This window comes from Enterococcus sp. DIV1067f (assembly GCF_050543505.1).
In the GTDB taxonomy this organism is placed as follows: domain Bacteria; phylum Bacillota; class Bacilli; order Lactobacillales; family Enterococcaceae; genus Enterococcus_D; species Enterococcus_D entomosocium.
This window is the reverse complement of the sequence record NZ_CP172940.1, coordinates 2,478,470-2,499,357: the sequence shown is the minus strand read 5'-3', so window position 1 is coordinate 2,499,357 and position 20,888 is coordinate 2,478,470. Positions and strand designations below refer to the sequence as shown.

23 protein-coding genes are annotated in these 20,888 nt (G+C 41.6%); all 23 read left to right on the top strand.

Annotation, left to right across the window (positions count from 1 at the left end):
* The first annotated feature begins 148 nt into the window (after positions 1–148).
* The 23 genes from IGJ42_RS11510 to IGJ42_RS11400 all read left to right on the top strand — a co-directional run bounded on the left by IGJ42_RS11510 (position 149) and on the right by IGJ42_RS11400 (position 20,879).
* Positions 149–1,000, top strand: a complete 852-nt coding sequence (locus IGJ42_RS11510; protein WP_430615477.1) for a helix-turn-helix domain-containing protein — start codon at positions 149–151, stop codon at positions 998–1,000.
* Between the two features lie 87 nt (positions 1,001–1,087).
* The gene (locus tag IGJ42_RS11505; RefSeq protein WP_194188424.1) at positions 1,088–1,294 is read left to right on the top strand and encodes a DUF3955 domain-containing protein; all 207 of its coding nucleotides are present in this window, start codon (positions 1,088–1,090) and stop codon (positions 1,292–1,294) included.
* 259 nt (positions 1,295–1,553) lie between these two features.
* Positions 1,554–2,405 carry an Rgg/GadR/MutR family transcriptional regulator gene (locus IGJ42_RS11500; RefSeq protein ID WP_034878435.1) on the top strand — a complete coding sequence of 284 codons (852 nt, stop codon included), beginning with the start codon at positions 1,554–1,556 and terminating at the stop codon, positions 2,403–2,405.
* A gap of 364 nt (positions 2,406–2,769) precedes the next feature.
* Complete coding sequence (locus tag IGJ42_RS11495; RefSeq protein ID WP_194188423.1) at positions 2,770–2,934, top strand: hypothetical protein; 165 nt, start codon at positions 2,770–2,772, stop codon at positions 2,932–2,934.
* Positions 2,935–2,937: 3 nt separating this feature from the next.
* Complete coding sequence (locus tag IGJ42_RS11490) at positions 2,938–3,324, top strand: hypothetical protein (protein WP_087664983.1); 387 nt, start codon at positions 2,938–2,940, stop codon at positions 3,322–3,324.
* A gap of 457 nt (positions 3,325–3,781) precedes the next feature.
* Positions 3,782–4,045, top strand: a complete 264-nt coding sequence (locus tag IGJ42_RS11485) for an AbrB/MazE/SpoVT family DNA-binding domain-containing protein (RefSeq protein WP_087664981.1) — start codon at positions 3,782–3,784, stop codon at positions 4,043–4,045.
* Positions 4,039–4,389 (top strand): type II toxin-antitoxin system PemK/MazF family toxin, encoded by a 351-nt coding sequence (locus IGJ42_RS11480; protein ID WP_430615473.1) that lies wholly within the window; start codon positions 4,039–4,041, stop codon positions 4,387–4,389. The genes IGJ42_RS11485 and IGJ42_RS11480 overlap by 7 nt, the downstream gene beginning before the upstream one ends.
* A 275-nt stretch (positions 4,390–4,664) precedes the next feature.
* Positions 4,665–5,588, top strand: a complete 924-nt coding sequence (msrA, locus tag IGJ42_RS11475) for a peptide-methionine (S)-S-oxide reductase MsrA (protein WP_430615471.1) — start codon at positions 4,665–4,667, stop codon at positions 5,586–5,588.
* Positions 5,589–5,936: 348 nt separating this feature from the next.
* Complete coding sequence (locus IGJ42_RS11470) at positions 5,937–7,298, top strand: citrate transporter (protein WP_430615468.1); 1,362 nt, start codon at positions 5,937–5,939, stop codon at positions 7,296–7,298.
* A gap of 16 nt (positions 7,299–7,314) precedes the next feature.
* Complete coding sequence (locus IGJ42_RS11465) at positions 7,315–8,538, top strand: amidohydrolase family protein (protein WP_430615466.1); 1,224 nt, start codon at positions 7,315–7,317, stop codon at positions 8,536–8,538.
* Between the two features lie 246 nt (positions 8,539–8,784).
* Positions 8,785–9,192 (top strand): helix-turn-helix domain-containing protein, encoded by a 408-nt coding sequence (locus IGJ42_RS11460; RefSeq protein WP_061054425.1) that lies wholly within the window; start codon positions 8,785–8,787, stop codon positions 9,190–9,192.
* Positions 9,193–9,514: 322 nt separating this feature from the next.
* The gene (locus IGJ42_RS11455) at positions 9,515–10,093 is read left to right on the top strand and encodes an LOG family protein (protein WP_101699226.1); all 579 of its coding nucleotides are present in this window, start codon (positions 9,515–9,517) and stop codon (positions 10,091–10,093) included.
* The gene (locus IGJ42_RS11450) at positions 10,090–10,530 is read left to right on the top strand and encodes a nucleoside 2-deoxyribosyltransferase (protein WP_430615464.1); all 441 of its coding nucleotides are present in this window, start codon (positions 10,090–10,092) and stop codon (positions 10,528–10,530) included. Before IGJ42_RS11455 ends, IGJ42_RS11450 begins: the two co-directional genes overlap by 4 nt.
* Before the next feature lie 16 nt (positions 10,531–10,546).
* Positions 10,547–11,269 (top strand): deoxynucleoside kinase, encoded by a 723-nt coding sequence (locus tag IGJ42_RS11445; protein ID WP_139960047.1) that lies wholly within the window; start codon positions 10,547–10,549, stop codon positions 11,267–11,269.
* Between the two features lie 66 nt (positions 11,270–11,335).
* Positions 11,336–12,187, top strand: a complete 852-nt coding sequence (locus IGJ42_RS11440; RefSeq protein WP_015509261.1) for a helix-turn-helix domain-containing protein — start codon at positions 11,336–11,338, stop codon at positions 12,185–12,187.
* 201 nt (positions 12,188–12,388) lie between these two features.
* Positions 12,389–13,327 (top strand): FAD:protein FMN transferase, encoded by a 939-nt coding sequence (locus IGJ42_RS11435; protein WP_252708488.1) that lies wholly within the window; start codon positions 12,389–12,391, stop codon positions 13,325–13,327.
* 24 nt (positions 13,328–13,351) lie between these two features.
* Positions 13,352–13,957: an NADPH-dependent FMN reductase gene (locus tag IGJ42_RS11430; RefSeq protein WP_430615461.1), complete on the top strand. Its 606-nt coding sequence runs from the start codon at positions 13,352–13,354 to the stop codon at positions 13,955–13,957.
* Between the two features lie 26 nt (positions 13,958–13,983).
* The gene (locus IGJ42_RS11425; RefSeq protein WP_430615458.1) at positions 13,984–15,204 is read left to right on the top strand and encodes an NAD(P)H-dependent oxidoreductase; all 1,221 of its coding nucleotides are present in this window, start codon (positions 13,984–13,986) and stop codon (positions 15,202–15,204) included.
* Positions 15,205–15,465: 261 nt separating this feature from the next.
* On the top strand, positions 15,466–16,515 hold the full coding sequence (locus IGJ42_RS11420) for an FUSC family protein (RefSeq protein ID WP_005234658.1): 1,050 nt from the start codon (positions 15,466–15,468) through the stop codon (positions 16,513–16,515).
* 235 nt (positions 16,516–16,750) lie between these two features.
* Positions 16,751–18,820: a BglG family transcription antiterminator gene (locus IGJ42_RS11415; RefSeq protein WP_252708485.1), complete on the top strand. Its 2,070-nt coding sequence runs from the start codon at positions 16,751–16,753 to the stop codon at positions 18,818–18,820.
* A 24-nt stretch (positions 18,821–18,844) separates the two neighbouring features.
* On the top strand, positions 18,845–19,147 hold the full coding sequence (locus IGJ42_RS11410; protein ID WP_015509266.1) for a PTS sugar transporter subunit IIB: 303 nt from the start codon (positions 18,845–18,847) through the stop codon (positions 19,145–19,147).
* A 31-nt stretch (positions 19,148–19,178) separates the two neighbouring features.
* Complete coding sequence (locus tag IGJ42_RS11405) at positions 19,179–20,468, top strand: PTS sugar transporter subunit IIC (RefSeq protein WP_430615455.1); 1,290 nt, start codon at positions 19,179–19,181, stop codon at positions 20,466–20,468.
* Between the two features lie 18 nt (positions 20,469–20,486).
* Positions 20,487–20,879, top strand: a complete 393-nt coding sequence (locus IGJ42_RS11400; protein ID WP_430615453.1) for a tetratricopeptide repeat protein — start codon at positions 20,487–20,489, stop codon at positions 20,877–20,879.
* Positions 20,880–20,888 lie beyond the last annotated feature (9 nt).

The window sequence follows — 20,888 nt, the reverse complement described above, 5'->3', positions numbered from 1 at the left end:
ATACATGACTCGTAATAGTTATAAAAAAATTATTGTTTCGAATTTTTCGGTCTCATATTTCATACCTGATGATCCAAAAAAAGAAAGATTACTATAATAAGAAATGTAAGAAGTTTTTTAATACAATCTTATGATAGGAGGATAATAAATGTATGGAGAAACGTTAAGGAAAATTCGTCTGAAAAAAGGGTTAACTCAAAAAGAAGTGTATGAAAACATCATATCAAAATCATATGCAGTAGAATTCGAAAAAGGAAAGCATCAAATTTCTACTTATATATTGCTTGAAATTTTACAGAATCTATCTATAGAAATAGACGAATTTTTATTTATTGCTAATAACTATAATATGAACGAAAAAACGTATTATGATTATACGTACAGTAAGTTAGCCAACAAGCATGATATTGAAGGTCTAGAAGATTTATTAAAAACATTAAAAAGTAGGGAAGGTAGATTAAATGATATTAGAATAGCTGAAGTAAGGTCTCGTCTCCGAATTTTACGAAATTTCAGAGACAATGGTGTTTATGATACAAATGTGATTTTACAAGAAGATAGACAGACTATTTTAACCTACCTAATTGAGAGGGAAAGTTGGACACTTCAAGAAATTAAGCTTTTCGCTAATACGATAGATTTGTTAGACAATGAATCAATATTTATTCTTTTTAAAAGAGTTTCTCGTGTGCTTGAATATTATGCCGATCTAGAGAAGGGGAAAGAAATATATTGCGCATTGATTATAAATTTATTGGAATATACATTTAAGAAAAAGCAATACGACTATACAGAAATATTACTTATCCAATTGGATCTTTTATCATCCAACTATAAAGAGTTTTTTTTTAGAACCGTTTATAATTTTTTTGAGGGACTCTTGGTAATGAAAAAACTTGATCAAGAAAAGGGAAGAGCTATTGCAGAAAATATGTTAGATATTATGAAAAAATTAAACCAAGAACCACTAGCGAAGTTGTACGCCCTTTTATTGATTTAACGGATTTTTTCATAGATGATAATAAATCCATTACTTGTTAAACTGAACCAATCATTTAAATAAATTAAAAAGCAGGAGGAATATAAAATGAAACAATTTGGCAGTTCAATTTTCTTTTTTTTATTAGCAGTAGTGCTCTTTATGGTTAGTAACTTGGTAGGGTCGCATCTGGACTCAAGAGGATTTGTTGTAGAGCCAGCATTCTTTTGTATACCACTAGGATATTTATCAATCTTTATTTCAATTTCTATAACTACTACTAAGCTATTAAGAAATAAATTAAAGACTAAATGATACAGATGAGATGTTTTTCACGATTAGGACTTCTTGTTTTTAATCTAAACGAAAGAAAAAGAGGAGCGAATGAGATGTATCCAAGTCATTCACTCCTCTTTTTCTTTCATCTTATAGGTTAAGTCACTATAATGATCAGAAAACAAATTGTATAATAAGATCAAATATTATTTTAAAGAAATTTAATGAATAATATGCTAGCATACATATTTCTTTGTTGATATGGATGAGAGAATCTTGAATGTGAGAGGAGTACTATATGTACGGAGAAACTATAAGGGAAATAAGATTAAAAAAAGGATTTAGCCAGAAAGATGTATATGGAAATATTATATCTAAATCATATGCTATTGAATTTGAAAAAGGAAAACATCAAATATCAGCCAATATACTGATGCAAATATTAGACAATATTTCTATGGACATTGATGAATTTATGTTTATTTCTAATGGATACCAATTAAATGAACAGAATAACTATAATTATATTTATAATAAACTGGCGAACAATCAAGATATCAAAGGACTCAAACATCTTTTAGAAGATCTGCAAGTAAAATCCGGCAAGTTAAATGGAATTAGAATTGCTGAGGTCAGATCTCGGATACGCCTCTTAGAATATTTTGAAGAGTATGGGGAATATAATACCAAAGTAGTTTTAGAAGCTGATAGACATACCATTTTAACCTATCTGATCGATGTGGAAAGTTGGTCTCTGCAAGAAATTCAACTATTTACGAATACACTCGAATTTTTAGATAGTGAAATTATTCTAGTTTTTTTTAAAAGAGTTTCAAAATTGATGGAACGTTATGTGAAACTTGAAAAAGGAAGAGAAATATATTGTGTTTTGTTGATCAACCTAATTGAATATACATTTAAAAGACAGCAGTATGACTATACAGAAGTATTATTAACACAGCTAGATTTACTATCAACCGATTATAAAGAATTTTTTCACCGAACGGTATATAAGTTTTTTAGCGGGTTACTATTAATAAAAAGAGGGCCTGAGCAAGAGGGAAGAGATCTTACACAAAAAATGCTTCAGATAATGAGAGATTTAAATCAAGACTCTTTAGCTGAGCTTTATTCACAATTAGTTTCATAATTATATAGGGCATGTAGTTTTCGATTGTGCATCTATTTAAAAGTAGATATTAAGACTTAAATTAGAAAGCTATTTAAGTTTTAAAATACTATGGTTTATTTTTCATTCTAAATATGTTTACTAATTTGAATTAGATGGTCAAATTAGATGAATTTGCCCAAATAGGAAGCTGAAGGTATTTAAAGAGAATTATGATTTATATTAATTAAAGGGATAATAACTATAAACATAGTTGTCAATAACTTATTTGGGGAATGAATATTTATATAGAAATTGTTGGGAAGTCCATTATATCGGACTTTTTTTATTTTCTTCTTAAATAGCCTTATTATAAGATTTACATTGTAAGGAAAGAGGAAATCAAATGGAAGAATTAACATATAAAACATACCGATGCGGATCCCTTAAGTTCAAAAGCCCAATCGATCAGAAACGTCAGAAAGAAATTGAGAGAAAATGTAATCGACAAGAGGTTCAAAAGTTAGCACAGATACTCTTGAAGCAAGAGTTATTATTAATAGGAAATTAATCTATGAAAAAATCAACTCTTTCATCTGTGATTGTATCTGGTATAACTTGCGCATTGGTAATTTTATTTGGCTATGTATTGGCAAAATCGGAGCACCCAATAAATCGGTTTGTCGAGGCGATGAAGGAACCAACGTTTATGGAGTCTATTGGGAGTACCGAACAATCAGGAAGGAGCACAAGCGAAACTATGGCGCCATCTACATCGGAGCCGCAATGGTATAACCAAGCAGAAAGTTTGATATCGGATTTTCATGAACGGATGACTTTGGCACAAAACCAAAACACTACTTTCAATATTGGCGCCACTGTCGACGAGTTAGAACATGCTATTCAACTGATGGCACGGTCTAATCAAGATAGTGGCATGTTATTAATCTATTCTAGGTAAATATTATATGACCACGGCTACCCTACAGATAATCCAAATTTTGTTGAAGACTTAATAACAAGAGCATTTCATAGTGCTGGGTGGCAAGTTGCGCCTAATGAAGAAGGTTTCACCGAATCAAGCAACTAATCATAGTATGATATTATACAATTTTGATTTTTAAGAATGCGACAGAGTCTAATTTATGTATTTTGTTCTTGTTGTGAGATAATATTGGTACAATATTATTGAGGATCAGAAACTTAATAATTTTTGATCCTTTTTCTATTCTTCATTTCAAAATTCCTTTAGTAGCTCAATTAGTTAGGATAGAAAGATCCTAATTTAGGACAGCAGAGTAAACTTTTAAGAACAATTCTTTTTAAATGAATTTAGGTGCTTCGACAAAAGGATAATTATGTATATACTCCGTCGTGATATATCTTATACTATGTATATATAGAAAGAGGTGTCGCGCATGGAAATGTTACCTATAAAAAAATGGGGCAATAGTAACGGTCTTAGATTGCCAAAGTACATTATGGAGTATCTTGGCATTCATACTGATGACAAAGTGAAGATAATACAAGAAGAAGTAAACGGGCATAAGCGACTAATCATCGAAGCGGCAAATTCAGAAAACGAGTTAACGATTGAAAAGTTATTTGAAAATTACACTGCTGAGAGAAATCAGGTGGAAATTCAACGTTTAGGTGAAGCCGTAGGGAATGAAAGGTGGTAAAAAAAACTAGACAAGGTGATATTTTGTTGTTGGATACAGCTCCTCGTTCTGGACATGAACAAACGGAAAAAAGGCCCTATATTGTTTTAAGTCATGACATGATTGCAGATTATAGTAACGTTGCCACCATTGCTCCGATTTCTAGTACAAGTAGAAACTATTCGTTATACGTAAGTATTGATCCAGATTATGGCATGAAAACAACAGGAAAAGTATTGCTAGATCAATTAACGACAATTGATTATGAAGCCAGAGCATGTGTTTTTTTGGAAAAAGGGCATGAGCACTTGGTTGATGAGTTATTGATAAAAGTTAGAACAGTATTTCAAAAAGTAAGTAGATAAAAACAGCATGATCATCTAATCGATGTTGACCATGCTGTTTTCTTTTATTCTATAGACAGTGTGTCCGTAAACTTATACTCCTTTGTAATCTTTGAGATAGCAACGCCATTCTCAAAAGCCTGAACGATTTATACGCCAACCCATACAAAAGCCAAAAACGTTCGAGGATTTCTCTCGAACGTTTTTTGGGCATCAAATTGGTCGAATCGGCGAAACTATGGTACAGTGCAACCAAACAAGGAGCGAGAGCCGCTCCTTCATGAGACAAAGGGGCAATGGTGATGAAGCAAACAACGATGGCGTGGCTGTCAGAAATCTATAATTTGATCTTGCATCCTGGCACGAGACAGTGGGAACGAGAACAACTGGTGCAAGTAAAAAATACACTGGAAACTCAGCTGGCGACCAAACAAAAAGCAGGCAAACACGAAAAGGAATCGTCAAATAGTCTTGAAGACCAACAGACCAGGCGGGTTTTGGAAAAACTAGAAACGTCGTTGCGTCCTTTGGCACTGAGAAACAATCTGACCCCGAATGTCGCCGAGTTTTATCAAACAATCAGCCAGCCAGCACCGAAAAAGGCAATGAATGAAGAAACAAGCAAAGCCCAACCAGCAGAAGTTTCCATGGAGCCGACCGAAACAGGTGGAAAAGCACAAGAAGTGGCTATTTTTGCTGGCGGCTGCTTTTGGTGTATGGTAGAGCCTTTTGAAGACCAGCAGGGCATTCTTTCCGTTTTGTCGGGGTATACTGGGGGAACAGTCCCGAATCCGACGTATGATCAAGTACTAAGTGGAACAACAGGGCATGTCGAAGCAGTAGAGATCATTTTTGATCCCAAAATCATCACCTATCAGGACTTGTTACAGTTGTATTGGCAAGTGACAGACCCGACTGATGCTTTCGGACAATTTCAAGATCGCGGCAATTTTTATCGTCCAATCATTTTCTATACGACTGCTGAGCAAGAAGTGCTTGCGCAACGAGCCAAAAAGGAACTAGCACAATCTGGTTATTATCAGCAACCCATCGTGACCGAGATCCGCATGGCTGCACCCTTTTGGCCAGCGGAAAACTACCATCAAGCATTTTACAAGAAGCAGCCCAAGCGCTACCAGCGGATCAAGCGAGCGCGCAAGCAACTGATGCTTTTTTATAAACTGAAACGCTGGACAAACCGAGGGGAAAAACGATCATAGGCAGAAGATACATCAAAAAAGCGGGGCTCCGAGAAAAGGCCAGAGGATCAAATGAAGGCTCTTTTCTCCACAAGCCGCGCTTTTTTCTGCGCTTTTAGCCAATTGGATAAAAAACGTAGATTTATTTTAGAATAATGTCCAAAGAAAGCGTTAACAACAAGAATTATAATAGAGAAAGAAAAAGTGGCGAAAAAGGTCGAAAAAGCAGGTGTCTTTTGCTTGATTCCTTTCTTCGAGGAAAGAAGGTGGGAAACACCAGAGAATAATCAGCGGAAAAATCAATCAGCAACACCCCATAGCAACACAACATTTATTATATGAAGATTCATATAAGTTAGGAGAAATGTGATGAAAAAAAAGGGAACGTTCGTCTCACTGTTTATGGCTCTCATTCTTTTTATCTTTTCAGAAAGAACAGTGTTTGCGGCAGAAGCGATCAATGAGATCGTTGCACCAACTGGAGTCAAAGCATTTTTAGTACTGATTCCGTTAGTGTTAGTACTGGTTTTACTCTTTAAAAAAGTAGATATGATCATTGCTGGCTTGATTGCTGGGATATTGGCGATGATTATTGGCGGGATCAGTTTAGCTGAAGCCAATTCGCAACTGTTGGAAGCTATTCCGACGATGTTAAGTATTACGGTGCCAATCATCAATTCCGCTGTAGCGATGGCGGTCTTCAAAGCCGGTAGTTATACGGCAGCCTTAACCTTAGCCAAAAGAGGGACCAAAGGAAAAGTGGAATATGTGGCTGGTTTTATTGTCATCTTATTGGCAGCAGCGACTTATATGTCTGGGATCGGCGGCGGGAGTGCAATGGTGATCGCACCGTTAGCATTTGCGGCAGTTGGGGTGGTACCCGAATTGATCGCAGCGATGTCGTTGGCAGCAGCGGTCTCCTTTACGACTTCTCCTGCCTCTTTGGAATCTAGTATCGTGTCTGAACTAGGCGGCTTTAGTGTCGCTTCTTATGTCGATCAAATGCGCCCATTTTGGTTGTTATTCGTTGGTTTGGCGATTTTATTGGCATTCTTCGGGACCAAGCGTCGTCATCTGGGCTTCAAAGAATCAGCCAATCAAGAGTATGAGAACAAAAGCAATGGCGAGTTGTTCAAAACGACACTGCCTGCGATCTTCTTGCTTTTTGCGGTCATCTTTGGTCCGTTGATCAATGACCTGATCGGCTTTGTCCTCTTTACACCGCTAGTTTATATGGTGGTCACGTTGGCGTTGATTTTTGTTTGTACCGACTTTTCGATGAATCAATCGGTGGAAGCGATGGTGGACGGATCCACGTATATTTTGACCCGCTTGTTCCAAGTGGGGATCTTTTTAGCCTTCATCAACGTAATCGCTGAAACTGGGACGTTTGCTGTAATTGCAGGTGCGGCACAAAATGCCCCCGCAGCGATCGTCGTTCCCGTGGCGATCTTGACGGGTGTCTTGATTGGGATTCCCGCAGGTGCCTATGTCGGCTCCGTTTTAACATTAGTGCTACCAGTTGCCGTTTCATTAGGCTTCCCAGTCTTAGCTCTTGGCTTTGTAACGATGGGGGTTGGCCTCGGCAGTCAAATGAGTTTCGTCAACATTACGATGCAAGCTTTATCTTCTGGTTTCCAAATTCCGATTCTGGCTGTAGTCAAAGGAAACGTGAAGTGGTTGAGTTTAGCAGCCGTATTATTATTAGTCATCGGCTTAGTGTTTGGCTGATGGATAGGAGGAAAACATGGATTTATTGATCAAGCAAGCACGTCTTGAAGACGATGCAGTATTAGTAGACATTGCAATTTCAGAAGGAAAAATCACCGCAGTTGCACCCAACATTGAAGAATCAGCAGCAACAACGATTGAGGCGAAAGGCAAAGTGGTGATCCCTGGATTGATCGAAAGCCATATCCACTTAGACAAAGCCTTGATCGCCGATCGTGAGCCCAATAATTCAGGTACATTGCAAGAAGCGATCCAAGTTACGGCAAAACTGAAACCGACCTTTACCGAAGAAGACATTTACGATCGGGCGAAACGCGCATTAGAAATGCTGATCGTACATGGCACGACTGCTGTGCGCACCCATGCCGAATTTGATCCAGCACAAGGCTTCACTGGATTTGACACCATCATGCGCTTAAAAGAAGAATACCGCGACTTGATCGATATTCAGGTCGTTGCCTTTCCGCAAGAAGGGATTTTTAAAGCTCCAGGGACGGATAAAATGATGATCGAAGCGATGGAAAAAGGCGCCGATGTCGTTGGCGGCATTCCTTACAATGATGCGCCAGCCAATGAACACATCGACTTGATCTTTGAGATCGCCAAACAATTTGACAAAGACATTGACTTGCATCAGGATTTTGCTGACGAAGCAGACGATACATCGATCGTCTACCTGTGTGAAAAAACCATCGCAGAAGGCTACCAAGGTCGGGTATCTGTAGGACATTTGACTGCGCTGCACGCCATGGAACCGGATCAGCTGGCAGAAGTTATCGATTTGATGGTCAAAGCCCAAATCAATGTGATGCCGTTGCCTGCGACCGACTTACACTTAGGTGCTAGAAACGATGCCTACAACGTTCGTCGTGCCGTGACGCCGATTCGCAAATTACGTGATGCCGGTGTGAATATCTGCTTAGGCAGCAACAATATTCGTAACGCCTTTACGCCATATGGCAACGGTGATTTGATTCAAATCGCTATGTTGGCTGTGCCAGTGGCACACTTAGGCGGCGCCGATGACCTGCCGACGGTCTTGCCAATGATTACGACCAATACCGCCAAAGCATTAAATATCAAAGACTATGGGATCGCTGTTGGCAACCGCGCAGATTTGATTCTTTTAGATACCCAGAGAAAAGCCGATGTGCTGATCGATATTCCTGAACGTTTAGTGGTCATCAAAAATGGCCGTGTCACTGTGGAAGTAAAAAAAGAAGTGACGATCCACCGTTAACAACAGATCGTGTTTTCTCAAGTAGTACGATTTATTCGTGCTACTTTTTTTGTAGTAATATAGTCGAGATAAAAAAATCATTTTCTAGTCATTTGTTCTTTTTTCATCTATGATAGAAAGAAAACCGCTATCACGGAGAGTTCGTTTAAGAAAATCCTGTCAAAACTGTTTGACAACGCCATGATATCAATGGATTTGAGCAGAAACCACAGCAGGTCTGCGTTAAGGTAGAAGAAGGAGGCCAAGATGACGATTGGGGAAGCACTAAAGAACCATCGAGTCACACAGCAAATGAGCCAAGAAGAAGTAGCAAAAAAAATTTTAGTGACCCGCACATCGATCTCAAATTGGGAAACCGGCAAGACGGTACCAGACAGTTTGAATTTATTGAAACTGAGTACCCTTTATGGGTGCAGTGTCGATGAGCTATTAAAAAAGGAGCGAGCAGGAATGAAAAAGAACTTTCGTACGATGACCTATGGTGCTGGATTGAAAGACGGAACGATGCGTTTGAAAATCGAGACTGATGCCAGCAAGTTTTTCCCACGAGGGGTTGAAGTCAAAGCATCCGTCGATTTAGAAACAGGAGAAGTGACCTTTTTTGTCGAGCAAGAGGATTTGAAAAAGCTGAAAGCAGCCACCGACGAAAAATAATTTTTTTATACAGATTTTTGCTAAATTTTGCTTGGACAAGAGAAAAAAAGTGATGGATAAAAAAACACGAGCCTACCTGCATCGTGTTTTTTTATGTGGGATGAAAGAGGACTGAGGCAATCGATGGAAGCTGATTCTGTTTTTTCTTATCTGCTATTTTCAAAGTTTGTAACGTTTAAGGGAAAGCGAAAAGATGTAAATGGATATATACAATATATAGTGAATAGATCGATTTTTATCTAAATGAAGCACAATATGTAGTATTTACTTTTTTAATAGATTGTGTAAAATAGCAGGTGTAGTGAAGAAGGAGCTGTTGTTTTTGAGAGTAACTGTATTTTGCGGTACCCGTTTAGAAAATGAGGAAAAGTTGGCAAAGACCGCTCGTGCCATCGGCAATGCCTTAGCAAAAAATCACATCGAGTTGATTTATTGCGCCCCTTTGGCTGGCTTGATGAGGGAGATCGTTAATGGGGTCTTTGAAAAAGAAGGCGCAGTGACGGGGATCTATCCATCAGGTTCCTTTGCAGAAGATTTGCCGTCAATCGTCACTGGATCAAGCACATACACCGAGTTCTATACGGATACGAGGGAGGAGCAAACACAACAATTGCTGGAAATGAGCGATGCCTACCTTGTATTACCTGGTGGATTTGGTACACTAGAGGAGTTGTCATCAATATGCTCTTTTATGACTCTTGGGAAATTGCCAGTCAAGCCAATCGGTGTGTTGATGAACGAAGTCTTGAAGGATGGACTGAAGCCACTGCTAAAAATGTTTGAAGCTTCCAGCTTTGCTTGGGCTGAACTGCCGGAAACGCTCTTTTTCCTATCTGACGTTGAGTCGTTGATCCAACGATTGGCGGCGAAGGGGTCAGGAAAGGAGTGCTTGGCAGGATGAAGCATGTCTATTTAGCTGGACCGTTTTTTTCAAACGAACAAGTCGCACGACTCAAACAGGTAGAACGCAGTTTAGCTGAAAACCCACAGCCTTTGGCGGTCTATTCGCCGCGCCTGTATCAAGAAGGTTCATCTGAAACCAATACACCGGAATGGGCGAGAGAAATTTTTGAAAAAGACGTGCTGGAATTGACACGAGCCGACGTCGTCGTTGCCGTTTTGGATTACCATGAAGGAATCACTGATCCGGGAACAGCCTTTGAAATCGGCGCAGCACACGTACTAAATAAACCAGTGATCGCTTTTCAGGAAAAAGCCGCGGCGGTCAATCTGATGTTGACGGAGTCGGTACAAGCGTATTTGACTGATTTGACGGCACTAAGAGCGTATGATTTTGAAGAGATGGCGCACCGAGCATTTGTCGGTGACTATATTTAATAAAGGATGGATGAATGTGTTATTAATCGCAGGTACGATCGGGGCAGGAAAAAGCAGTTTGACTGATTTTTTATCGAAGGAAATGGCGTCGAAGCCTTTTTATGAAAACGTGGAGGACAACGATGTTCTGCCATTGTTTTATTCCAATCCAGAACGATACGCCTTTTTATTGCAGATTTTTTTCTTAAACAAAAGTTTTTTAGGGATGCGAGAAGCTTTGTCGAATGATGACAATGTCATTGATCGCTCCATCTATGAGGACAGTTTGATGTTTCATCTAAATGCGGATCTAGGTCGAATCGCACCGATGGAGGTCGAACAATACGATAACCTGTTGAATACGATGCTTCGGGAATTGGAAGAATCGGCGCCGTTGAAACATCCAGATTTAATGGTTCATATCAAGGTTTCCTTGAATACGATGATCGAACGGATCAATAAACGTGGTCGTTCCTATGAACAAATTGCCAATGATCCGACATTGTACGACTATTACAAAGAATTGAATCAGCGATACGATGAATGGTATGAAAACTTTGACGTTTGTCCGAAAATGCAAATTGATGGGGATCAATTGGACTTTGTTGCCAATGAAGACAACCTCATGGTGATCCTCGAGATGATCCAAGAAAAATTGGCAGAAGTCCGTCAGACCCATGGCAAAGGCCACTATTGTACGGACAAAGCCATCGCAAAAGGTGATTTTTCTAAGAAAAACGCAGCATCTGTGACAAGCTGACCCAGCAGTTGAGGACGGCTTACGAAAAAAAGAAGTGTCTTATCGACAATGGGAGGGAGCAAGGCGATGAATGTTGAACGATTTATTGAGGCGAGGAAACAGGCAGGCTTCTCGCAGCAAGAACTTTCGGAAGGAATCTGTACGCAAGCCACTTTGAGTAAATTTGAAAACAACGGGCAGGCACCGTCCCTCAAAATTTTGATCAAATTGTGTAATCGGATCGGCTTGCCATTGGTCGACTTGTTTTCTTCCATGAATGTCGCAACGACCAAAATCAAAGAAGAATTGGCAAAAGCCGAATTCTACTTGATCACGAGCGAGTATGAACAGTTGGCTGCATTGTTAAGTCAAATCGAAGTGAAGTTGATCGATGAACCAGCATTAAAAGCGCAATATGATTATTTAAAAGGCTTTGAAATGATTTTTAATGAAGCTGCGATTACCGATGTCTTGTTTCAATTCGATCAGTTATTGATGAATGAAACGGCGGAGGAATTGTTTGATCTCTTAGCGTATACTGGGATCGGTTTGGTGTATGCCAGAGAAGAAGAATGGGCAAAGGCTGAATTTTATGTGACGAAGGTCTTTGAGAAAATTTATACCTATCCGATCAAAACGATCGAAGACACGTGGCGGGTGTTGAACATCGTCTTTCATTGCGGCGTCTTTTATGCCAAAGTCGATGATTTGGAAACTAGTGATACCTTGTTGAATTATGTGTTGGCGATTTGTTCCGACAATCATTTGACTTACTACTTGGCTCGCGCGGCAGCCCAACTGACCGAAAATGCCATTCGCGAACAACAGCCGAAAGAAACAATTTTGGAAATGTTACACGATGCACGAGCATATGCCAAAATCAATAAAAATGTAAAATTACTGGCGCATTTAAAAGCGGTCGAAGAAACGATCGAATAAAAATATATTTTCGACAAAAAAGTTTTGTTGCGCAAATGCTTGATAAATAGCAGTCCTTTCGACGAAGGGACTGCTTTTTTCGATTTTTCTTATATAAAAAAATATATAATCTTGTTGACAAAAAAATATATCGAGAGTATTCTTTAATTGTGAAAAAACTAACATAATTTGAAATGCATCGTTTTTAGGAGAAGGGATTCTATGAAGGCAGCAGTGAGAGAAGCCGCTCGCACGATTCAGCGGATGGGCACGTTCATTGAGTTAAAAGTCGCTCATACAAAACCAGAAAGTTTACTGGACGAGCTGGAGACCCAGCTGAAAGTATACGACCATCGCTTTAGTGCCAATAATCCGCAATCGGAATTGAATCAGCTGAATCAGTTGGCAGGACAAAAGGGGCTTGCGCTTGATCCAGAATTGTACCAGCTGATCGAAATCGGCAAACATCATAGCTGTGCTCCCCACAGTCAGTTGAATATTGCCATCGGTCCACTGGTCCAAGCATGGCGTATCGGGTTTGAAGATGCCCGCATCGTATCAGAGACGCAGGTCAAAAAATTGCTTGCGCTAACAGACCCGCAACAGATCCAATTGGCAGCAGGCAAGGTTTTTTTGAAAAAAGCTGGAATGAGGATCGACCTCGGAGCATTAGCAAAAGGCTACATCGCTGATAAGTTACGCACCCTTTGCCAAGCCCGTGGAGTAGCGTATGGATTGATCAACTTAGGCGGAAATATTGTCTGTTTCGGCGCTGCACCAAATCATTCGGACGGACATTGGCGGATCGGGATCCGAGACCCCAAGGGCGGTCGGGCCGACACCTTGGGCATTTTACCGATCAAGGACCAAACCGTCGTCACTTCGGGGATCTATGAGCGGGTCTTGACCACCGCTGAAGGAACGTATCATCATTTGATTGATCCTCAGAGTGGCTTTCCTATCGAATGTGGGTATTTGAGCATCACGATCGTTGCAGCGACATCGTTACTGGGGGAAATCTGGACTTCGCGCTTGTTTGGCAAGCCCATTCCAGTTGTTTTGCAAGAGATTCAGCAGCAGCCAGAAATCGAAGGAATCATCGTAACCAAAGAAAATGAAGTCATTGCCTCTAAAGGCATTCAGGCAAGACTTTTAAGATAGCCCAACCAGAAAGGAAGAGACAGGATGAAATTTATCGGATTCGTGGGAACCAATACCACTCGTTCCACCAATCGTACGTTGTTGCAGTTTATGAAAAAAATGTTTGCCAATGAGGCAGAGATCGAACTAGTCGAGATCAAAGATCTTACAATGTTCAACAAACCAGAATCAAAGGAGTTGCCCGTACAAGTAACCCAGCTTGCCGAAAAAATCGCAGCAGCAGACGGTGTGATTATCAGTACACCAGAATACGATCATGCCGTACCCGCAGCGTTGATCAATGCCCTGAACTGGTTGTCCTATGGAATTTTCCCTTTTGTTGACAAGCCAGTGATGATCACTGGTGCTTCTTATGGGACGTTAGGTTCTTCTCGTGCCCAAGCCCATCTAAGACAGATTCTGGACTCTCCAGAGTTAAAAGCACGGATCATGCCTAGCTCTGAATTTCTATTAGGTCATTCGCTGCAAGCGTTTGACGAGCAAGGCAACTTGATCGATGAAGAGCAGACCCAAAAACTGCAAGGACTGTTCAACGATTTTCTATTATTTGTAAAAATTACCAGCCAGTTGCAGCACGCCCATGCCGCTAATCAAAAAGAAGCTGCTGAATTTTCATGGGAAACCATCTAATCGCAAAAGATAGGAGCGTAAAGACAATGAAATTGATCGGAATCGTCGGATCAGCCGCTGAAGTCTCCACCAATCGTCAGCTGCTGAACTTTATCAAAAATCAATACAAAAAGGAATTCACGTTAGAACTTGTAGAGATCAAAGACTTTCCTCTCTTTAATCAAGAGGAAGATCAAACCCAAAGCCCAGCCATCCAGCGTTTGAATCGGCAATTGCTGATGGCAGACGGTGTGATCATTGCTACACCAGAGCACAACCATACCGTGACGGCAGGACTGAAAAGCTTGCTAGAATGGCTTTCATTCAAGATCCATCCTCTGGAAAACAAACCAGTGATGATCGTGGGTGCCTCTTACTACGATCAAGGAACTTCAAGGGCCCAGCTGCATCTGCGCCAGATTTTGGACGCACCGGGAGTCAATGCTTTAGTGATGCCAGGGAATGAGTTTTTGTTGGGCAAAGCCAAAGAAGCTTTCGATGAAGCGGGTGATTTGATCGATGCCCGAACGGTTGCTTTTTTAGATGCGACGATCAACAGCTTCTTGCAATTTATCAAAGTCGTTTCTGCCTTAGCGGGTCCCAAACAATTGCCGCCCGAAGACCTCTACGCCACAGGGAAAATCGCAACCACCGTGGAAGGGGTGGATATGTATGATGATCAATGGCTGGAAAAAGCCGCTGAAGCAGTCGGTGCTGTTTCTGGCAATACCTACGTCAAACTAAATCGCGGCTTGCTGACAGTCGATCAGATCAATTACTTCTTAGATTCGATGCCGATGGAATTGACATTTGCCGATAGCAACAACCAATTCTTGTATTACAATCTGCGCGAAGAAGCCCAAAATATGCTGGCAGCACGTGTGCCAGGACAAGTCGGCAATCCGTTAGCAAAATGCCATCCTGAAAAATCCTTCAAAAATGTTGAGTGGGTGATCCAACAGCTGCGCAGTGGGGCAACCGACGCGGTTCGGGTCAATGTGCCGAAACAGGTGCCAGAAAAATACATTGTCCACAATTATCAAGCGATGCACGATGAAAACGGCGAATATGCGGGGATCAACGAATACATCCTTGATTTCAAGCCAATCATCGAATGGTATTTGCAACAAACCGGTCAAAAACTTGTCGGCAATGAAGACGCCATTTCCAGTGCTTCTGTGCACCAAGAACCGACCGATGCGGTCACTAGTGCCAGTACTCATGACGCACCTGCAGCAGATGCGGTCACCAGCGCTTCAGTGAAATAAGGGTTGTCTAAAGGGAGAGAAGGAATCGCTAGAAGCATTCGCTTGCAATCAGTTGCCAAGCGAATGCTTCTCTTTTTGCTGCTTTTTCATGAATAAACGGTTTTCTATGAGCGTTTGATTTGATCAAGGACATCATTGCGAGGATTTCACAAAGTTTCTGAAAAAAATTTGCATATTCATCTTTTGCTTCGTATACTAGTTTAGGACGTTGTTTATAAAACGCTGTATCATCGTACATATTTTTTTGATAGGAGGAATTGCATGAAAGACAAACGAAAAGTCTTGCGTCCATTAGGATCAGGGTTTGCGATGGCGGTTCCTTTGTTTATAGGGATTCTTGTTCAGGACCCTTTGATAAGTTCTGTGGGGGCGATGGGGGCTTTTTCATACTTAGCTTTTCAACATCGGTCCCTTTTTTATAATCTGCGCGCCATTTTGACCCACGGCGCTGCGCTGCTGCTGGCATTTATTTTAGGCGCTGGGACAGCACTGATTCCTTGGAGCGCGCCTTTTATCATCGGTGCGTTATCGTTTTCTGCGTTTTTGTTGTCAAAAGTGATGCGGATCCCCAAGCCGGATTATTTCTTCGTGTTGATGCTTTATGCCACCGGCTTTAACTTTCACGCCGCTCATCTTGGAGAAATCTTGCACCACAGTTCCTATTTGCTTTACGGCATCGCAGGCTCATTGCTTGCTGGACTGGTGATTTCGTTAGCTGAACAGCTACCGTTGAAAGAAGAAAAAACGGCCTTTCAACAACTGAGCTTGCACGAGAAATATTCGCTGGCATTATCTCAGCAACCAGAAATGGTCATCAAAGCACTGCACTTTTCTTTGATATTGTTTATTGCGACCTACATTGCCTATCTGTTGCGGGACAGCAACGGGTATTGGATCTTGATTTCCGCTGCTGCCGTATTGGCAGGGGAACATATGGAAAAAATCAAAAATCGCACGATCGGCAGGGTACTGGGAGGAATCGTAGGGCTGCTGCTGGGTTTCTTATTGATGTCCTTGCATATGCCCCTTGAAGCGATCGCAGTTGTCTTGATCATTCTAAACATATTGACGGAGTTTTTTATGCCAGTCAATTATACCGTTGCTAATTTCTTTACCAACCCACAAGTCCTGCTGTTAATGACGATCGGTACTAGTTTTACGCCACTGAAATTGATCCCATTGCGTTTTTCAGGGGCATTGATTGGCAGTGTGCTGGCAATGCTGTTGATCTTTCTAATGGATTGGGCAGTAAAGCAAATGGAGCAAGCGCTGGGAAATAAGCCAGAAGACACGACGGATCAAACACAATAGAATGCACCATCATCGAAAAGCAAGAGCAGCTGCTCTTGCTTTTTTTGTATCTGATCCTCTATCTAAACGTTTTCTCCATCGGATAGGAAAAATAAGGAAAATATGAAATAATCGAGCAAAGATTCCTATTTCGAAATAGAAGCGTTTACATTTTTGCAAACTAAAGTGGCAGAAACATCTACTTTTTTTGTTGTAAGCGAAATCATATACTCAAATCAGAGAAGGAGAGAAAGTTGTGAAAAAACGAATCGTAGATGTTTTGCATCGCCTGTTGGTGACTGATTATCCACTATCCATCGAGCAACTGGCAGAAGAGACCGCAGCGAGTGGGCGGACGATCCGCAATGATTTGAATGAGATCAACACGTTTCTTGCTGACTTACACATCGGACCGATCCAAACCCTTCGAGGAAAGGGCATCCTTTTGAAAATGCCCTCAAAGCAGCAAGCCATCGTTTGGCAGGCATTACAGGCACAACAGTCGGAATATATGACCCGTGAAGAGCGGAGTTTTGATCTGCTACTGCATCTGACATTTTCAAAAGAGATCCTGGTGTTGAATAAAAAAGAAGAAGCGTACCAGATATCGAAAAGCAGCATGGATGAAGACATGCGCCGTTTGCGGGCGGACATCAATAAATATGGCATTGAGATCATTAGTCTAGGAAAAAAAGGACTGCGGTTGAATGGATCGGAACGAGCGATTCGGACGATGATTTTTGACATCATCAATCAGCGGATCGGTAGGCTGCCACTTGATAAACAGACCCCAGATTTAGTCTTTACAAAATTGCTTTATCGCTATTTGCCGCAAAAAGAAATCAAGCAGATCCAACAAGTGATGCAAGCAGTGTTGCCGCCAAATCAAAATGAGCTGTACAGCAGCCAAATCTTATTGTTTACCGCCATTTGGCTGATGCGCATCAGAATGAAGGAATTTATCACTCGCATGAATTGGTCTACTTCCAGCAATCCGCTCCAAGGGTCAGCCTATATTCAGGCGATCGCTGAAACCTTTTCGATCGAGCCACCAGAAATCGAAGTCAACTATCTTTCTTTCATCATCGAATCACTGAATTTTAAAGATTTGTCCAATTCCATCGAATGGGCGCATGCGCAACTCTTGTCGCTGCAGCTGATCCAATTTGTGGAATGCCAAACCAAGATCCCTTTTAGTAAAAAGGAAGAAGAGTTGTTAGAGGGATTGTATAAACATATGGCAGCGCTGATCGTTCGAGCCAAGAGCGGCATTCAAGTACCCAATCCGATCAAAGAGACCGTTCGCAAAAATTATGGACAAATCTACCAAGCCGTCAAGGGATTCGCCCCCACGATCGAAGAGATCGTCGGTCAACCACTATCAGAAGATGAACTGACATTTCTCGTGATTCATTTTTCTACAGCCCTAAGTTCATTGAACCACGAGATTATTACGATCTATAAGGCGGTCGTCGTCTGTAACCATGGAATGGCAACCGGCAATCTGCTGGCAGCCAGCCTCAAGGAGAAGTTTCCAGAAGTAGAAGTTGCGGCAGTCTTGAATTCACAAGAAGTCAATTTGATCACGAAATTCGATGTGGATCTGGTTTTTTCAACCTATGAGATCGATTATCGAGAAAAGCCGGTATTACTGATCCCACCGATCATCAATGAAGAAAATCACCAAGTGATCCGCCGTTTCTTAAAAAACAATGAACAATTCAAGCGGATCGCCTTTGACCAAAAAAATGCCACGCTGTTCTTCAATCAATTGCTTACAGTCATTGAAGAAAGCGGTGGGACGGTCGATGCTGCCGCCTATCGCAAATTGACACACTTGTTTGAACAAAATCAATTAGCCATTAATGCAAGGGAGATTCAGCCAATGTTAAAAGATGTTTTATCCGCTAGTCATATTCAATTAAACGTTCCTGTTCAAAATTGGGAAGAAGCCATTGAACGCTCGGCGCAGCCGCTAGTAAAAGAACAGATCATCGAAAAACGCTATATCGAGGCAATGGTTGCGGCGGTGGAGGAATACGGTCCTTATATCGTCATTGGCAAACATTTGGCGCTTGCGCATGCCCGACCAGAAGATGGCGCCCAGCAGTTGGGTGTGAGTGTCCTCACCTTGGCGCCGCCAGTCGCATTTGGGAACCCAGAAATGGACCCTGTCAAAATCATTTTTTGCTTGGCTGCGGTGGACTCCTACTCTCATCTTGCCATCATGAAGGAATTGATCGAACTGATCAATGATGAAGAAAAAGTCACGCAGTTGCTGGCTTGTTCCACGATTGAAGCTTTTCAATCATTGCTATTTTCATAAAAAACAAGAAAAGGGGAAAAAATCATGAACAAATTATCGATCTTATTCGTATGCGGTGCAGGTCTTGGCAGCAGCTTTGCGGCTCAGATGTCAACAGAAGATGTCTTAACGAAATTAGGAGTGGAGGCGAAATTGGATCATGTCGATATCTCATCAGCAGTATCAATGAAACCAGACATCATCATTACGGCAGAGAATTTTCGGACGCAATTTGAAAAGTTTGCTTTGGACCCGACAACCGCAATCATTTATTTACGCAACATCGTTTCAAAACCAGAAATCGAAGAAAAAATCATCCCAGTATTAACGGAAAAAGGCGCACTGTAAGGAAGAGGCATGACGAAGGGAGTTTGAAAAAATGGGCATCATCAATTTTATCATTGATAATATTTTAACGCAGGCATCGATCACGATCGCTTTGATCGCGATGTTAGGGCTGTTGCTTCAGAAAAAGTCAGCAGGTCAAGTCATTTCAGGAAGTTTGAAGACGCTATTGGGCTTCCAGGTTTTAAGCGCTGGTTCTAGCATCATCGTCGGTAGTTTGACCTATTTCGGCGAGATTTTCACAGAAGGATTCGACATGCAAGGCATAATCCCTTCCATCGAAGCCATCAACGGGCAAGCGATGAATGAGTTGGGCTTGGGTCGGGACATAGCGCTGACATTTTTAGCCATCTTTGTTTTTAATATTTTATTGGCACGCTTTACAAAATGGAAATATATTTTCTTGACGGGTCAAGCCATTTTATGGATGGCGACCATGACGACGGTCTTTGGCTATTTCGCTGGTTTACGGGGCGTTGTCTTGATTCTTGTCGGTGGGTTGATTGGGGCGATCTTTGCCGTAGCGATGCCAGCGATGGCTCAGCCCATCATCCGCAAAGTCACTGGGGCAGACGACATTGCTCTCGGACATTTCTGTACGATCGGTTACCTCTTTGAAGCAGGCGTTGCCTATCTGTTTGGAGAAAGAGGCGAGAAGAAAAAATCGATCGAAGACATCAAACTGCCACGTTCTTTTGAATTTTTACAAGATACCTATCTTTCTGTCATGGTCGTGATGGTTCCACTGTATATCGTGACGGTCTTGTTTGCTGGAGAAACCTTTGCTTCTACGCTCTCTGGTGATCAAAACTATATCATGTATGCCTTCTTGCAAGCCATCCAATTCGTGGTTGGGGTCTATGTTTTGTTAGCCGGTGTGCGATTGCTCTTAGGCGAGATTGTCCCGGCGTTTCGTGGGATCGCCATGAAATTGGTGCCCGATGCAAAACCAGCACTCGATTGCCCGGTGTTCTTCCCATATAGCCCAAACGCAGTTATTTTAGGCTTCATTACTACAACGATTGGGACAGTCATCGCCATGTTCGTTTTACCAGTCTTTGGCTTGGCGATGATCTTGCCGGGGATGCTGACGAACTTCTTTGCAGGCGGTACCGCTGGGATCTTCGGCAATGCGGTCGGTGGACGTCGAGGGGCGATCATCGGAGGGATCTTTCACGGCTTCTTCATTACGTCACTGCCAGCCCTACTTGTAACGATCTTCAATCAAATGGGCTTTGTTAACGCTACGGCAACTGATGTGGATACCGTCACGGCAGCCTTGCTATATGCTTGGATCATCAGTCCCTTATTGAAAAACTTTTAATCGCTAGGAGGAAGACCCATGTTCTCTTTTTTCAAAAAAGAAAAAAAGCCCACAGAAACACCAGCGGTTCCTTTGACCGCTGAAGAAAGCCAAGAGGCAGAAGCGCTTATTGCAAATCTAGAAAGTCAGTTGCAAGCAGAAACCGACATCGACGAACAGGCAAAATTGTATGAAGTGTTAGGCTTAGCCCAGGCAAAACTTTCTCGCACAGAAGAAGCGATCGACGCATTGGAAAAAAGTTTGCAGGCGAAGAAATCGATCGGGGACGGCTACAAAAAACTGATGTCCCTTTACAATGCTCAGCGTGCCGCCGCCGCACGAAATGGCGACGATGCAAAGATCGACTATTACATGGATAAAATGGAAGAAATGCGGCAAATCGCCAAACAACTTACGATCAGCGGCAATTAAACTAGACGA